This window comes from Ensifer sp. LC163, from assembly GCF_001695855.1.
Lineage (GTDB): Bacteria > Pseudomonadota > Alphaproteobacteria > Rhizobiales > Rhizobiaceae > Ensifer.
Genome location: NZ_MBSS01000056.1, coordinates 125,780 through 140,394 on the forward strand (window position 1 = coordinate 125,780; position 14,615 = coordinate 140,394).

12 protein-coding genes are annotated in these 14,615 nt (G+C 62.0%); 3 read left to right on the forward strand and 9 right to left on the reverse strand.

Annotated features, from left to right (window positions below; all coding sequences use genetic code 11):
- Nucleotides 1-84 precede the first annotated feature (84 nt).
- The 4 genes from BC360_RS26900 to gcl all read right to left on the reverse strand — a co-directional run bounded on the left by BC360_RS26900 (nucleotide 85) and on the right by gcl (nucleotide 5,180).
- A complete protein-coding gene (locus tag BC360_RS26900; protein WP_065797496.1) occupies nucleotides 85-1,353 on the reverse strand; it encodes a glycerate kinase in 1,269 nt (422 codons plus the stop codon).
- Between the two features lie 310 nt (nucleotides 1,354-1,663).
- On the reverse strand, nucleotides 1,664-2,584 hold the full coding sequence (gene glxR / locus BC360_RS26905; protein ID WP_244512936.1) for a 2-hydroxy-3-oxopropionate reductase: 921 nt from the start codon (nucleotides 2,582-2,584) through the stop codon (nucleotides 1,664-1,666).
- Nucleotides 2,554-3,369, reverse strand: a complete 816-nt coding sequence (gene hyi / locus BC360_RS26910; protein WP_065784304.1) for a hydroxypyruvate isomerase — start codon at nucleotides 3,367-3,369, stop codon at nucleotides 2,554-2,556. The genes glxR and hyi overlap by 31 nt, the downstream gene beginning before the upstream one ends.
- A 26-nt stretch (nucleotides 3,370-3,395) precedes the next feature.
- On the reverse strand, nucleotides 3,396-5,180 hold the full coding sequence (gene gcl, locus BC360_RS26915) for a glyoxylate carboligase (protein WP_065797497.1): 1,785 nt from the start codon (nucleotides 5,178-5,180) through the stop codon (nucleotides 3,396-3,398).
- 170 nt (nucleotides 5,181-5,350) lie between these two features.
- Between gcl and BC360_RS26920 the strand changes: the two genes are divergently transcribed.
- The gene (locus BC360_RS26920) at nucleotides 5,351-6,172 is read left to right on the forward strand and encodes an IclR family transcriptional regulator (RefSeq protein WP_065797498.1); all 822 of its coding nucleotides are present in this window, start codon (nucleotides 5,351-5,353) and stop codon (nucleotides 6,170-6,172) included.
- Between the two features lie 66 nt (nucleotides 6,173-6,238).
- Here the strand turns inward: BC360_RS26920 and guaD are convergent, their stop codons facing one another.
- Both guaD and BC360_RS26930 read right to left on the reverse strand, forming a co-directional pair.
- Nucleotides 6,239-7,594 carry a guanine deaminase gene (gene guaD / locus BC360_RS26925; RefSeq protein WP_065784301.1) on the reverse strand — a complete coding sequence of 452 codons (1,356 nt, stop codon included), beginning with the start codon at nucleotides 7,592-7,594 and terminating at the stop codon, nucleotides 6,239-6,241.
- A complete protein-coding gene (locus tag BC360_RS26930; protein WP_065797499.1) occupies nucleotides 7,591-8,829 on the reverse strand; it encodes a urate hydroxylase PuuD in 1,239 nt (412 codons plus the stop codon). Before BC360_RS26930 ends, guaD begins: the two co-directional genes overlap by 4 nt.
- Before the next feature lie 147 nt (nucleotides 8,830-8,976).
- Between BC360_RS26930 and BC360_RS26935 the strand changes: the two genes are divergently transcribed.
- A complete protein-coding gene (locus BC360_RS26935; protein ID WP_065797500.1) occupies nucleotides 8,977-9,891 on the forward strand; it encodes a LysR family transcriptional regulator in 915 nt (304 codons plus the stop codon).
- 37 nt (nucleotides 9,892-9,928) lie between these two features.
- Here the strand turns inward: BC360_RS26935 and BC360_RS26940 are convergent, their stop codons facing one another.
- Nucleotides 9,929-10,909: a quinone oxidoreductase family protein gene (locus tag BC360_RS26940; RefSeq protein WP_065797501.1), complete on the reverse strand. Its 981-nt coding sequence runs from the start codon at nucleotides 10,907-10,909 to the stop codon at nucleotides 9,929-9,931.
- Between the two features lie 99 nt (nucleotides 10,910-11,008).
- Here BC360_RS26940 and BC360_RS26945 point away from each other — a divergent pair, with 99 nt between their 5' ends.
- Nucleotides 11,009-11,386, forward strand: a complete 378-nt coding sequence (locus BC360_RS26945) for a winged helix-turn-helix transcriptional regulator (RefSeq protein WP_065797502.1) — start codon at nucleotides 11,009-11,011, stop codon at nucleotides 11,384-11,386.
- A gap of 2 nt (nucleotides 11,387-11,388) precedes the next feature.
- Here BC360_RS26945 and xdhC read toward each other — a convergent pair whose 3' ends face one another.
- Both xdhC and xdhB read right to left on the reverse strand, forming a co-directional pair.
- Nucleotides 11,389-12,258, reverse strand: a complete 870-nt coding sequence (gene xdhC, locus BC360_RS26950; RefSeq protein ID WP_065797503.1) for a xanthine dehydrogenase accessory protein XdhC — start codon at nucleotides 12,256-12,258, stop codon at nucleotides 11,389-11,391.
- Nucleotides 12,258-14,609 (reverse strand): xanthine dehydrogenase molybdopterin binding subunit, encoded by a 2,352-nt coding sequence (gene xdhB / locus BC360_RS26955; RefSeq protein ID WP_065797504.1) that lies wholly within the window; start codon nucleotides 14,607-14,609, stop codon nucleotides 12,258-12,260. The genes xdhC and xdhB overlap by 1 nt, the downstream gene beginning before the upstream one ends.
- Between the last annotated feature and the right edge of the window lie 6 nt (nucleotides 14,610-14,615).

Consider the following 14,615-nt stretch of genomic DNA (forward strand, 5'->3'; position numbering starts at 1 on the left):
TAACTCTTTGTTTTTGCGCATTTCCTGACGGAAAACCGCTTCGCACTTTTCCTGGAAATGCTCTAGTAGCTCTATCCTCGCGCGCTATTGCACCAGGATAGCCCGGAAATCGTTGACATTGGTACCCGTCGGCCCGGGCTTGAAGATATCGCCAAGCGCGTCGAAGGCGCTCCAGCTGTCATTCCGCTGCAGAAACGCTGCCGCGTCGAGCCGTTGCTCGGTCAGCCGCGCGATGGTCGTGCCATCGGCAAAGGCACCCGCATTGTCCTCGGAACCGTCGATGCCATCGGTATCGGCAGCAAGCGCCGAAACGCCCTTGGCGCCATCGATGCCGAGCGCCAGGGACAGCAGGAACTCGCTGTTGCGCCCGCCCTTGCCTGCGCCACGCATGGTCACGGTCGTCTCCCCGCCGGAAAGAACGACAACGGGCTTCGGGAAGGGTCGGCCGCGGCCTGCGACCTCGCGGGCAATCGCCGCGTGAACGCTGCCGACGTCACGCGCCTCACCTTCGATCGCGTCTGACAGGATGATCGCCTCGATGCCGGCTTCCCGCGCCTTGGCGGCCGCCGCTTCGAGCGAGACGGAAGCGGATGCGATCAGGCGTACCTCGTTGGCGGCGAAACGCGGGTCGGACGGCGATGGCGCGTCGGCTGCCGCATCGGCGAGCCACACCAGAACCTTTTCGGGGAGTTGCAAGCCGTAGCGCTCAACGATCTTCAGCGCGTCGGCTCGGGTGCTTGCATCCGGCAAGGTCGGGCCGGAGGCCACCAGTGCCGGGTCGTCGCCGGGTATGTCCGATACGACGAGAGAAACGACCTTCGCCGGGTAGGCCGCGGCTGCGAGCCGGCCGCCCTTGATCATCGAGACATGCTTGCGCACGGCATTCATGGCGCTGATCGGCGCGCCCGAGGCGAGCAGTGCCCGGTTGACGGCAACTTCATCATCGAGCGAAAGGCCTGGGGGTGGCGAAGGCAGCAAGGCCGAACCGCCACCGCAGACAAGGGCAACGACCAGATCGTCTTTCGACAGTCCGCTGACCTCGGCGAGCAAGCGTCGCGAGGCCTGCAGACCGCTTTCGTCCGGCAGCGGATGCGATGCTTCCAAGACTTCGATGCGTTGGCATTGGGCGCCGTAGCCGTAGCGGGTGACGACGACACCGGAAAGTGGACCGTCCCAGTGGCGCTCGACGGCTTGTGCCATCTGTGCCGCGCCCTTGCCGGCACCCACCACGACGGTCCGGCCCTTTGGCCGCTCCGGCAAATTGGCTGCGATCACCAGTGCCGGATCGGCAGCGGCAACAGCAGAGGTGAACAGCGTCTCCAGGAAGCTGCGTGGATCGGTGATGGCTGGCATTGGTCTCCCCCGAGAGCATGTCGCATCGCCTTCGATGCTCTACTACCTGTCATTCGCAACTCCGGACGCAAAGCTACTGCGCGCTCTTGCTGGAATTGCTTACAGCGCCGCGCGTCTATTTAGACGCGCAAAGGTCGCTGTAACACTTTGAGTTGCTGCATAATTTTGTCCTTAAATCGATTCCGATTTAAGGAATTATGCAGTAGTCGTCTCGGGCGGCGGGTCCTCCTACCGCCGCCCGGACACATGATCGGCCCGGTGCAATGGGTCTCCGGACGGATCATGCGCATTTATGCGGCCGGCAACGGTCTCAGGCGACCTGATGGTTCGCCATGCGCTCCAAGGCGCGCACCAGGCCGGAATGGTCGAGCCCGCTGTCACCGTTGGCGGCGCAGTTGTTGAACAGTTCCTGGGTCGCAGCCGTGTTGGGCAACGAAATACCGAGGGATTTCGCCCCCTGCAGCGCCAGGTTCAGGTCCTTCTGGTGCAGCGAGATGCGGAAGCCCGGATCGAAGGTGCGCTTGATCATGCGCTCGCCATGCACTTCGAGAATGCGCGAGGAGGCAAAACCACCCATCAGCGCTTCGCGAACCCGCGCCGGGTCGGCGCCGGCCTTCGAGGCGAAGACGAGCGCCTCGGAAACCGCCTCGATCGTCAGGGCGACGATGATCTGGTTGGCGACCTTGGTCACCTGGCCATCGCCACAATCGCCAACGAGCGTGATGTTCTTGCCCATCAGCTTGAAGAGCGGCAGGGCGCGGTCGAAACTCTCCTGCGAGCCGCCGGCCATGATCGAAAGCGAGGCGTTCTTGGCGCCGACTTCACCGCCGGAGACCGGCGCATCGACGTATTCCGCACCGGTTTCACGAACCTTCTTGGCGAACTCCTTGGTCTCGATCGGCGAGATCGAGCTCATGTCGATGACCAGCTTGCCCTTGGAAAGACCGTAGGCGACGCCGTTCTCGCCGAAGAGCACGTCCTTCACTTCAGGCGTATCGGGCAACATCAGGATGATGGTGTCAACGGTCTCGGCAAGTGCCTTCGGCGTCTCGACGAACTTCAGGCCGTTGTCGAGCAGTTCCTGGCGCGGCGGGATCGCGAACTTCGAGGTGATGATCGTGTGTCCGGCATCCTGCAGATGGCGTGCCATCGGCGTACCCATGATGCCCAGTCCAATAAAGCCGATCGTTGCCATTGTGCTTAACTCCTGATCTTGATGATATCTGCGGATTGCGTGCGCTTGCGCTCGGCGCCAAGCCAGCCGAGGCCTTCGGCCGTGGTCGTGCGCGGCTTGTATTCGCAGCCGATCCAGCCGTCGTAGCCTGCCTCTTCGAGTGCATCGAAGACGTGGGGATAGTTGATCTCGCCGGTACCCGGTTCGTTGCGGCCGGGGTTGTCGGCAAGCTGGACGTGGGCGATGCGGCCGGCAAAGCGCCTGTAGGTGCCGATGAGTTCGCCCCGCGTGCGCTGCTGATGGTAGAGGTCGTACTGGATGAAGAGATTGTCGCTGCCGACCTCGTCGATGATCGAAGCGGCCTGTTCGACCGTGTTGAGATAGAAGCCGGGAATATCGAAGTGGTTGATCGGCTCGATCAGCAGGCGAATGCCCTGCTTGCCGAGTTCGCTCGCGGCCAGCTTAAGGTTGGCGACCAGGGTGCTGCGCAGTACGGCTTCCGGGACCCCGTCCGGCGCAATGCCGACCAGGCAGTTGACCTGTTTGCAATCAAGCGCGGTCGCATAGTCGATGGCGCTGGCCACGCCCTTGCGGAACTCGTCGATCCGGTCAGGCAGGATGGCGATACCGCGCTCGCCACCGGCCCAGTTGCCGGCCGGCAGGTTGTGCAGCACCTGTTTCAGACCGTGGCGCTGCAGCTCGGCGCGCAGGCTCACCTTCTCGAATTCGTACGGGAAGAGATACTCGACGCCCTCGAAGCCGGCTTTTGCAGCAAGGGCAAAACGATCGAGGAACGGTGCCTCGGTAAACAGCATTGTCAGGTTCGCAGCGAACTTCGCCATGCGATGTTTCCTCCTTGTGATTGTTTTCAGTCGAGAAGCGCTTCGATCGCGGTCGGTACGTCCTCGCCGCGGATCGCCAGTTCCTCGAACTCGACGACGGCATTGATGTCCGCACCCATGGAGATGTTGGTGACGCGCTCGAGGATGAACTCGATGACGACGGGAACCTGGTGCTCGTCCATCAGCGCCCGCGCCCGGTCGAAAGCCTCCTGGAATTCATTCGGGCTGCGCACCCGGATCGCCTTGCAGCCGAGCCCTTCGGCGACGGCGACATGGTCGACGCCATAACCCTTCTCCGCGTCTTCAGACGCATTGATGTTGTCGAAGGCGAGGCTGACTTCGAAGTCCATGTTGAAGCCGCGCTGCGCCTGGCGGATGAGGCCGAGATAGGAATTGTTCACGACGACGTGCAGATAGGGCAGCTTGTGCTGGGCCCCGACCGCCAGTTCCTCGATCATGAACTGGAAATCGTAGTCGCCGGAAAGCGCGACGATCGGCCGATCGGGATCGGCGGCACGCACGCCAAGGGCGGCCGGCAGGGTCCAGCCGAGCGGGCCGGCCTGACCGCAATTGATCCAGTTGCGCGGCTTGTAGACATGCAGGAACTGGGCGCCGGCGATCTGGCTGAGGCCGATGGTCGAGACATAGCAGGTGTCGCGGCCGAAGGCCTTATTCATCTCTTCATAGACACGCTGGGGTTTGAGCGGTGTCTGGTCGAAATGGGTCTTGCGCAGCATGGTCCGCTTGCGCTCACGGCACTCCTCCGCCCAGCCCGACCAGTCACGCAGCTTGCCGGCCGTCTTCCACTCGGTTGCAACGTCGAGGAAAAGCTTCAAAGCTGCGCCGGCATCAGACACAATGCCGAAATCCGGAGCGAAGACTCGGCCGATCTGGGTCGGTTCGATATCGACATGAACGAACTTGCGGCCTTCGGTATAGGTCGGGACGTTGCCGGTGTGGCGATTGGCCCAACGGTTGCCGACGCCGAGCACGAAGTCGGAGGCGAGCATGCTGGCATTGCCGTAGCGATGCGACGTCTGCAGGCCGCACATGCCGGCCATCAGTGGATGGTCGTCCGGGATCGTACCCCAGCCCATCAGGGTCGGGATTACAGGAATGCCGGTGATCTCGGCAAATTCCGTCAGCAGGTCAGAGGCATCGGCGTTGATGATGCCGCCACCGGCAACGATCAATGGCCGTTCGGCCTCGTTCAGCATCGCGATCGCCTTTTCCGCCTGCGCGCGCGTCGCCTTCGGCTTGTAGGGTTCGAGCGGCTCATACGTCTCGGGATCGAACTCGATCTCGGCGAGCTGAACATCGACCGGCAGGTCGATCAGGACCGGTCCCGGCCGGCCAGAGCGCATCAGGTGAAAGGCCTTCTGGAAGACGAAGGGCACCAGCGCCGGCTCCATAACGGTGACGGCCCACTTAGTGACGGGTGCGGCGATCTTGGCGATATCGACCGCCTGGAAATCTTCCTTATCCAGACGGGCGCGAGGCGCCTGGCCGGTGATGCAAAGAATCGGGATCGAGTCGGCAGAGGCTGAATAAAGCCCGGTGATCATGTCCGTGCCGGCCGGCCCCGACGTGCCGATGCAGACGCCGATGTTGCCGTGCTTGGCGCGAGTATAGCCTTCCGCCATATGCGAGGCGCCCTCGACGTGACGTGCAAGGATATGGCGAACCGAGCCGCGCGCCCTGAGGGCGGAATAAAGCGGATTGATGGCCGCACCGGGGACACCGAAGGCACAATCGATGCCCTCTTTTTCGAGAACGTAAACAGCCGCATCGACGGCGCGCATCTTAGCCATGGAAACTCCTCCTATTTGATGAAACGATACCCCATCAATGGCGATATGCAACATATAAATGGGATGCATTTCCATCAGGCGGAAATAAACATCTTCAAGAATTTCGAAACAATCGATCCTGGTCCTGCTAGAGGATGATAGGAATGACTCGGGCGGCTGGAGGATGGATCATGGATGCGACAGGCAAGGGAAAACGCGGTCGGAAGGCAGGCGAAAATGCAGCGCCCGGCTCCGTGCAGGTGCTCGACCGCAGCCTGACGCTGCTGGCGATCGTTGCCGAGAACGACGGCTCGACATTGACCAACTTGTCCGACGTCACAGGGATGGCGCCATCGACCGTGCACCGGCTGCTGACGTCGCTGGCCAACCACGGCATGGTGATGAACGACCCCGACACCGGCGCCTGGACGATCGGCCTCAAGGCCTTTGAGATCGGCAACGCCTATCTGCGTTTCCGCAAGCTCGGCACCATCAGCCGCCCGTTCCTGAAACAGCTGATGGAAGAAAGCGGCGAGACCGCCAACATCGGCATCGAGGAAGGTGGAGATGTCGTTTTCATCTCGCAGGTGGAAAGCCATGCCCCGATGCGGGCCTTCTTTCGTCCTGGCCGGCGTGGGCCAATCCATGCATCGGGCATAGGCAAGGCGATCCTGTCGACATGGGCCGACAAGGATGTCGCGCATCTGCTGGCCGGCCGCGAGCTGGCGCATTTCACCGACAAGACACGCGACAACCTGCCGGCCCTGCTGCAGGACATTCAGAAAATTCGGCAGCGCGGCTGGTCGATCGACGACGAGGAACATACGCTCGGCATGCGCTGCGTGGCAGCGCCGATCTTCAACGAATATGGGGAAACGATCGCCGGAATCTCGATCTCGGGACCATCCGTGCGCGTCAATGACGACAGGCTCTCGGTGCTGGGACCGGTCGTTCGCGAGCGCGCCGATGCCCTGACCCGGGCCATGGGCGGCAAGCGCCCGGAAGATCTCTGACAGAAAAGCCTCCCCTTGGGAGGGGAGGCTCGTGCATGTCGTAGATCGGGGATTTTCAGCTTCGGTTCAGACCGTCTCGAGCACCTGGCTACCGTTAATTCCCACCTTAGCAGCCTGGGTGCCTGCACGATGTTTCATCGGCTTGCCGGCAACATAGGTTTCTGCCACCGAACGGTCGTCACCCATCGTCTGCAGGATGAAGAGTTCCTCGGCGAGTGTGCTGGCCACGCGCATTCTCAGCTCCATCGACGGCTTTGCGCGACTGTCGAGCACGACGATGTCGGCGTCGGCGCCGATATGCAGCGAGCCGATGCGGTCCTCGAGATCCAGAGCCCGGGCGTTGCCGAGTGTCATCATGTAGAACGAGTTGAACGGCGAAAGCCGCTGGCCCTGCAGATGAAGAACCTTGTAGGCCTCGTCCATGGTTTCCAGCATCGAGAAGCTGGTGCCGGCGCCGACATCGGTTGCCACCGACCAGCGCGCGCCGAGCTTGTCGAAACGGTCGCGATCGAACAGGCCTGAGCCGAGAAACAGGTTCGAGGTCGGACAGAAGGTGCCGACAGCGCCCGTCTCGGCGAGAACCGAAATCTCGCGATCGCTCAGATAGATGCAGTGCCCGAGCAGCGTCTTGCGCGTCAGGAGATCGTAGCGCGCATAGATGTCGGTGTAATCCTTCGCTTCCGGGTAGAGCGATGTTGCAAAAGCGATCTCGTCCTTGTTCTCGGAAAGATGCGTCTGCACGTAGCATTCCGGATGTTCGGCGACGAGCGCGCGGCTCATCTCCATCTGCTCCGGCGTCGAGGTAATGGCGAAACGCGGGCTGATGGCGTAATGCGCGCGGCCGCGGCCGTGCCACTTGCCGATCAACTGCTTCGTCTCGTCATAGCCGAGTTGCGGCGTGTCGCGCAGCGCGTCGGGCGCATTGCGGTCCATCATCACCTTGCCGCCGATCATCAGCATGCCGCGGTCTTCCGCAGCACCGAAGAAGGCATCGACGCTTTCGGGATGGACCGAGCAATAAGCGACGGCAGTGGTCGTGCCGTTGGAAAGCAGCTCGTCCATGAACCGGCCGGCGATGAATTCCGCATGCTCCGGCTGACGGAACTTCTGTTCCTCGACGAAAATGTAGGTGTTCAACCATTCGAGCAATTGCGCGCCATAGGATGCGATCGCCTGCGTCTGCGGGAAATGCAGATGCGTGTCGATCAGACCCGGCAGCACCAGGTTCGGACGGTGGTCGGCAACCTTGACGTTTGTGCCGGCGCGGCGAGCGACATCCGCATGCTCGCCGATGTCGGCAACCTTGCCGTTGCGCACCAGAACGGCGCCATCTTCAAAGTAGCGATAGGAGGCGGTATCGTCGACGCCCTTCGGTGCTTCGACGAAGGTCAGCACGCGGCCGCGGATCAGCAAATCGGTCATTGGACCTTCTCTCCCTTTACAACCGTTTCATACCAGGCGACAAGAAGCTTGCGCTCGTCGTCGGATATGCCAGTGACATTGGCCGGCGGCATGGCGTGCGAGCGGCCGGCCTGCAGATAGATTTCACGCGCATGATTTGCGATTTCGGTATCGGTCTCGAGCGTCACGCCCTTCGGCGGCACGACCAGCCCCTCCCAGCCGGGCTCCTTGGCATGACACATGGAACAGCGGCCAAGGACGGTATCGCGAACCTTCGGAAAGGCTTCGGCTGTGACGAAGGGCTGCTGCGCGGCCGAAACTTTTGCCTCTTCGTCACCGCTCAGGATCTTCGGCACGGTCGACAGCCACATGATGACGATGAACAGCAGCGCAGTCGCAAGCCAGGTCCAGGTCGGATTGCCCTTGTCGGCATGGCGCGTATTGAAATAGTGGCGGATGGTCACGCCCATCAGGAACACCAGCGAGGCGATGATCCAGTTGTACTCCGTCCCGAACGCCAGCGGATAGTGGTTCGACAGCATCAGGAACAGCACCGGCAGCGTCAGGTAGTTGTTGTGCGTGGAACGCTGCTTGGCGATGACACCGAATTTCGCGTCCGGCGTGCGGCCGGCGATCAGGTCCGCAACGACGATCTTCTGGTTCGGAATGATGATGAAGAACACGTTGGCCGACATGATCGTCGCGGTGAAGGCGCCAAGATGCAGGAAGGCCGCGCGGCCGGTAAAGAGCTGTGTATAGCCCCAGGCCATGGCGACCAGGATGAAATACAAAAGCACCATCAGCTTGGTGTTGTCGCGCCCGGCCGGCGACTTGCAGATCGTGTCATAGGCAAGCCAGCCGAAACCGATCGATGCCAGCGAAATGGCGATCGCCGTCGTCTTCGACACGTCGAGCACATTGGGATCGATCAGATAGAGGTCGGCGCCGGCGTAGTAGACCATGCACAGCATGCCGAAACCGGAAAGCCAGGTGACGTAGGATTCCCATTTGAACCAGATCAGGTGCTCCGGCATGTTTGATGGCGCCACCAGATACTTCTGGATGTGATAGAAGCCGCCGCCGTGAACCTGCCATTCCTCGCCATAGGCTCCCACCGGCAGATCGGGTCTTTTCTTCAGGCCAAGGTCGAGCGCGACGAAATAAAACGACGAACCGATCCACGCGATACCGGTGATGACATGCAGCCATCTCATGGCAAAGGTGAGCCAATCCCAGGCTATGGCATACTCGTACATGCAATTCTCCCATTTCTCCGTGGCGCATTATGTGTCATTGCTGGAGGTCGCGGGAACGTCGCTGCTTCACCAACACTTTCAAAAAAAACTATAAAATCGCGACGGAATGGATGCGTTACATAAGGCCCGGAGGAGAAATCGGGAGGCATGTCATATCTGGACAATGTGCGCGTCTTCGTACGCGTCGTAGAGCTTGGAACACTGTCGGCGGCTGGTCGTGATCAGCGCGTAACGCCGGCGGTTGCCAGCAATAGAATCAAAGAGTTGGAACGCCACATGGGCGTTCGGCTGTTCAATCGAACGACACGAAAGCTGACCCCGACGGAACACGGTCGTGTGTTCTACGACGGAGCCGTCAAGATCCTCGAAGCGGTCAACGAGGCGGAAAATGCCATCGCGGATCTGTCGCACAATCCGAAGGGCGCGCTGAAGATTACCGCTCCGCTAGGGATAGGTCGGCGGCTGATCGCCTCGGGCATTCCGGAATTTCACGACAAGTATCCGGATATCGAGGTGCGGCTGCGGCTCTCCGACCACAACGTCGACATCCTGTCGGAAGGGGTCGATGTCGCCTTCAAGCTTGGCATTCTCGAAGACTCGAACCTGCGCATGCGCGGCATCATGAATTGCGAGCGGGTCGTCTGCGGCGCACCCGCCTACTTCGAAAAACGCGGGATACCGCAGACGCCGGACGATCTCATCGCCGACAAACACGACTGTCTGCTGCTGCGTTACCCCGGGTCCAAGGAATACTTCTGGACGTTGCAGACGCCGGAGGGCGTCAGGAAATTTGAAGTGACCGGACCGTACGATTCCGATGACGGCGATGTGCTGACGCAATGGGCGCTCGACGGGCGCGGCATCATCAACAAGCCGCTTTTCGAAGTGAAGAGCCACATCAATACCGGCGAACTGGTACCAATCCTGGCGGCGACACCGCCGCTCGGCGTGCAATTGGCCGCGATCTATCCGCACAAGCGCTTCCAGGATCCGAAGGTGCGGCTGATGATCGACTATATGGCGGAGCGCTGTCAGCGGCTGATAGGCAGGATGCTGACCTGACGCCCCGCCGCGGTAAAACAGCGCTCTCTTCCATGGACTACGGTACGAGCACGATCTTGCCGATCGTGCTTCGCGTTTCCATGGCGCGGTGCCCCTCTGCCGCTTGTCCCAGCGGAAACCGACCGCCCACGTGGACCTTGAGCTTCCCGTTTTCGACGCGACGGAACAGATCGCCGAGGTCGGCCTTCAGGGCTGAAGGCGCGAGCAACGGCAATAGGGCGAACCCACGCAGAGACTGATTGGCCGACAGCACCTGTTCGATATCGGCTGCTTCGAGTTCGAAGCGGCCCATCGCGCCGAACACGAGGTCGCCGCCTGGCGCCAGAACGCCAAGCGCCGACTTAGTGAAGGATCCACCCACCATGTCGTAGATCGTCTCGACGGGCCCACCCGCCGGACGCACCCCGAGCGCCGCCTGCCAATCCGCCGCCCGGTAGTCGATCGCAAGGTCCGCGCCAAGCGTGCGCGCGAACGCAACCTTCTCGCTGCCGCCCGCGAGCGCGATAACCGTTTTAGCACCCGCCTCCTTTGCAAGCTGAATGAGCAGCGAGCCGACGCCACCGACGGCAGCTGACACCAGCACGGTCTTGCCCCGGGGATCGCTTTGCCGAACGAGATGAAGCGCCGTCAGCCCCTGAATCATCAGCGCTGTCGCCACCTCGAACGAAACGTCGTCAGGGATCGGCACGAGTGCGCCAGCATCGATGGCGACATATTCGGCGCAGCCACCCACCCCGCGCGCGAAGGCGAACATTGGCACCGCAACACGGGCGCCAATCGCGACCGTCTGCGTGCCTTCGCCCAGCGCCTCGACAACACCCGCCACCTCGACGCCCGGCACCATCGGCAAATCAGGCGTGACCGCATATCGATCCTGCCGCATCAAAACTTCAAAGAAGTTGAGCCCGGCCGCCTCAACTCGCACCAGGGCTTCGCCGCGCTTGGGCACTGGCGTCGGCATGTCGACGAGTCGAAGCACTTCGGGGCCGCCGAAGGAGCGATATTGGATTGCTTTCATGGATCTCCACCTAATTTGATTGGCTTCGATCTGAAATTAGCCTTACGCTCCGGGTCAGCTCTACACACCCTTTTGTTCCATACTGACCTGTTGGTAACTATGGTCGATATCATCAAGCGACTGCCGTCACTGCCATCCGAGCGAGCGCTCAAGGTGATCTCCGGCCGATGGAAGGCAGTCATCCTCTATCATCTGTTCGACGGTCCGAGGCGACTCTCGCAGTTGCGACGGCTGGTGCCAGCCGTCAGCCAGAAAGTGCTGATCCAGCAACTGCGCGAGATGGAAGAACACGGCCTCGTCCATCGCGAGATCTTTCGCGAAGTGCCGCCCCGAGTGGAATATTCGGCAACGGCTCTGGGACAGAGTCTTGAGCCGGTCCTGCTCGCCCTTTGCGAATGGGGGCAGCGTCACGCCGAAGAACTGGGTGAATTCGATCAGGTCGGCGACTGCGTCATCCGACCGCGCCAAAGCGCCTGAGGTCAGGCGCCGATGCGCTTGCCTGCCTTGACCGACGAAACGGCGGGTGCTTCCCAATGGTAGTTGAGCGCGGCGGTCATGATCTCGGCAGCGGCCAGGGCCGCAATGACGGCCGGCCTCTTGTCCTTCACCGCCGTGCCGCCGATCGGGCAGATGAGACGGTCGAAGAGATCGGGCCGGCCGATTTCCCGCGACAGCCAGCTCTTGAAGGTTGAGCGCTTGGTCTTCGAACCGATCATCCCGACATAAGACGCGTCGTCACGCCTAAGCGCCTCGGCAGCGATCAGGAAGTCGAGCGCGTGGTCATGGGTCAGGATCACAAAGGCGCTTCCGGGCGGTGCATCACGGACCACCGCCTCGGGCATCGCCGTCAGACAAGTCTCGATGCCGTGAATGTCGGCGGCCGAAAGCTCATCCTCGCGCGTGTCGACGAGGATGGTGCGCACCGGCACAAGCGACAGCGCCATCGCCAGTGCATCGCCGACATGTCCGGCGCCGAAAACATAGACATGGGGTCGACTGGCAAACTCCAGATCGCTGCGTTCAATCAGCATGGCCGCTTTCTCCCGATCAATGCGCGTGAAGGCCAGCGCGACACGCCCGCCGCAACACTGGCCGATCTCGGGGCCGAGCGGGATCGTCATCGTATCGGCGTCGTCGCCGCGCTTGAGCGCGCGCCGCCCATGATCGATCGCCATATATTCGAGCTGGCCGCCGCCGATGGTGCCGAAAAGGCCGTCCGGCGCCACCAGCATCCAGGCGTCGGTGTCGCGTGGCGTCGAGCCAGCGGCACCCGTCACCTCGACCAGCACGCAGTCCGGCTCGCGGCGCAGGAAGTCCCTGATATCCTCTCTGCTCGCAACCATCGCCATCAATCCTGTGCCACCACCTCTTGCCTTGCAGCGGTCCGTAGCCGCTCGATCGCCATCAGCACCCGCTCCGGCGTCGCCGGCGCGTCGATGCGCGGAGGGATACGATACTCCGCAACGCTCGCGGCTGCCATCGACAAGGCTTCCAGAACCGAAATGCCCAGCATGAACGGCGGTTCCCCGACGGCCTTCGACCGGCGGATCGTTTCCTCGCGATTAACAGACCATTCGGCCAGGCGGACGTTGAACACGCGGGGACGATCGGAGGCAAGCGGGATCTTGTAGGTCGACGGCGCATGCGTGCGCAGCCGCCCCTTGGCGTCCCACCATAGTTCCTCGGTGGTCAGCCAGCCCATGCCCTGAACGAACGCACCCTCCACCTGGCCCAGGTCCAGTGCCGGGTTCAGCGACCGGCCGACATCGTGCAGGATGTCGGTGCGATCGACCTGATATTCGCCGGTCAGCGTATCGACGCTGACTTCCGAGCAGGACGCGCCATAGGCATAATAGAAGAACGGACGGCCGCGGCCCTCCGAGCGGTTCCAATGGATCTTCGGCGTCTTGTAGAAGCCGGCCGCCGAAAGCTGGATGCGGGCGCCATAGGCGAGCTTGATGAATTCGCCGAAAGCCAAGCGTTCCGCGCCGATGCGCACGGTATTCGGCTCGAAGGCGACATCGGCTTCGCTAACACTCCAGCGTTCGGCGGCAAAACGCACCAGCCGCGCCTTGATTTGCTGCGCCGCATTGGCGGCCGCCATGCCGTTGAGATCGGAACCCGAGGACGCCGCTGTCGCCGACGTGTTCGGCACCTTGCCGGTCGTCGTCGCCGTGACCTTGACCCGATCGAGATCGACCTGGAACTCGTCGGCCACCACCTGGGCAACTTTGGTATAAAGCCCCTGCCCCATCTCGGTGCCACCGTGGTTGAGGTGGATCGATCCGTCGGTATAGACGTGCACCAGGGCGCCGGCCTGGTTGTACTCGGTCTTGGTGAAAGAGATGCCGAACTTGACTGGGGTAAGCGCGATGCCGCGCTTGATGATGTGGTTTTCGCGGTTGAAGGTGATCACGGCCTCTCGACGCGCGGCGTAATCCGCCGAGGTTTCGAGCTCCTCGATGATGCGCCCGATGACGTTGTCTTCGACCGTCTGGTGATAGGGCGTGAGATTGCGGCCCTCGCCGCCATAGAAGTTGAGCTTGCGGATTTCGAGCGGATCCTTGCCGACGGCATAGGCGACATCCTCGATCATGCGTTCGCCGCCGACCATGCCTTGCGGACCGCCGAAGCCGCGAAACGCCGTGTTCGAGACGGTGTTGGTCTTCAGCGGTTTCGAGCGCAGACGGACATTCGGGTAGAAGTAGCAGTTGTCGGCGTGAAAGAGCGCACGATCGGTGACCGGGCCCGACAGATCGGCGGAGAAACCGCAGCGCGCCGCAAACACCGCATCGACCGCCTCGATGCGGCCCTCGTCGTCGAAGCCGACCTTGTAGTCGACATGGAAGTCGTGACGTTTGCCGGTCGCCGACATGTCGTCGTCCCGGTCAGGCCTGACCTTGACGGCGCAACGGTATTTCTTCGCGGCCAGGGCCGCCACCGCTGCGAAGATATTGGCCTGCGTCTCCTTGCCGCCGAAGCCGCCACCCATGCGGCGCACGTTGACGGTGACGGCGTTGGACGGCACGCCAAGCACGGTTGCCACCATGTGCTGGGTTTCGCTCGGATGTTGGGTCGAGGAATAGACCAGGACCTCATCGTCCTCGCCGGGGATGGCAAAGGAAATCTGGCCTTCCAAATAGAAGTGGTCCTGGCCGCCGATGCGCATCTCGCCTTCGACGATGTTCTTCGCCTTGGCGAAACCGGCTTCGATGTCGCCACGCTCCAGCTTCAAGGGATCGATGACCAGCGGATAGTTCGCGGCCACGGCCTCCAGCACGTCTGTCACATGCGGCAGGTCACGGTATTCGACCTTGACCTTGGCGGCTGCACGCCTTGCAGCTTCGCGCGACGTGGCAATGACGGCGAAGATCGGCTGGCCGTGGAACTCGACCTTGCCGGTTGCGAACACCGGATCGTCGTGCTTGTGGGCGGGGCTGATGTCGTTCTCACCGGGGATGTCGTCGGCAGTCAGGATGCCGATGACGCCTTCGCTGGCGCTGACCGCGTCGAAATCGATCGACAGGATGTCGGCATGGGCGCGCTGCGACAGGCCGAGATAGCCGTGCAGAGTTCCGGCCGGTTCGGGAATATCGTCGATGTATTCGGCCGTTCCCGACACGTGCTTGTGGCCGGATTCGTGCCGCTCGTTTTCGTGGACGCCACCGCGGATGCGGTCGATGGGCTGCATCACATTCATGGGTCT

Excerpts from the sequence above, each read along its gene's own strand:
- xdhB (WP_065797504.1), bottom strand. The coding sequence starts at position 14,609 with ATGAATGTGATGCAGCCCATCGACCGCATCCGCGGTGGCGTCCACGAA.
- BC360_RS26935 (WP_065797500.1), top strand. The coding sequence starts at position 8,977 with ATGTCATATCTGGACAATGTGCGCGTCTTCGTACGCGTCGTAGAGCTT.
- BC360_RS26940 (WP_065797501.1), bottom strand. The coding sequence starts at position 10,909 with ATGAAAGCAATCCAATATCGCTCCTTCGGCGGCCCCGAAGTGCTTCGA.
- guaD (WP_065784301.1), bottom strand. The coding sequence starts at position 7,594 with ATGACCGATTTGCTGATCCGCGGCCGCGTGCTGACCTTCGTCGAAGCA.
- BC360_RS26930 (WP_065797499.1), bottom strand. The coding sequence starts at position 8,829 with ATGTACGAGTATGCCATAGCCTGGGATTGGCTCACCTTTGCCATGAGA.
- BC360_RS26945 (WP_065797502.1), top strand. The coding sequence starts at position 11,009 with ATGGTCGATATCATCAAGCGACTGCCGTCACTGCCATCCGAGCGAGCG.
- xdhC (WP_065797503.1), bottom strand. The coding sequence starts at position 12,258 with ATGGCGATGGTTGCGAGCAGAGAGGATATCAGGGACTTCCTGCGCCGC.
- hyi (WP_065784304.1), bottom strand. The coding sequence starts at position 3,369 with ATGGCGAAGTTCGCTGCGAACCTGACAATGCTGTTTACCGAGGCACCG.
- gcl (WP_065797497.1), bottom strand. The coding sequence starts at position 5,180 with ATGGCTAAGATGCGCGCCGTCGATGCGGCTGTTTACGTTCTCGAAAAA.
- BC360_RS26900 (WP_065797496.1), bottom strand. The coding sequence starts at position 1,353 with ATGCCAGCCATCACCGATCCACGCAGCTTCCTGGAGACGCTGTTCACC.
- BC360_RS26920 (WP_065797498.1), top strand. The coding sequence starts at position 5,351 with ATGGATGCGACAGGCAAGGGAAAACGCGGTCGGAAGGCAGGCGAAAAT.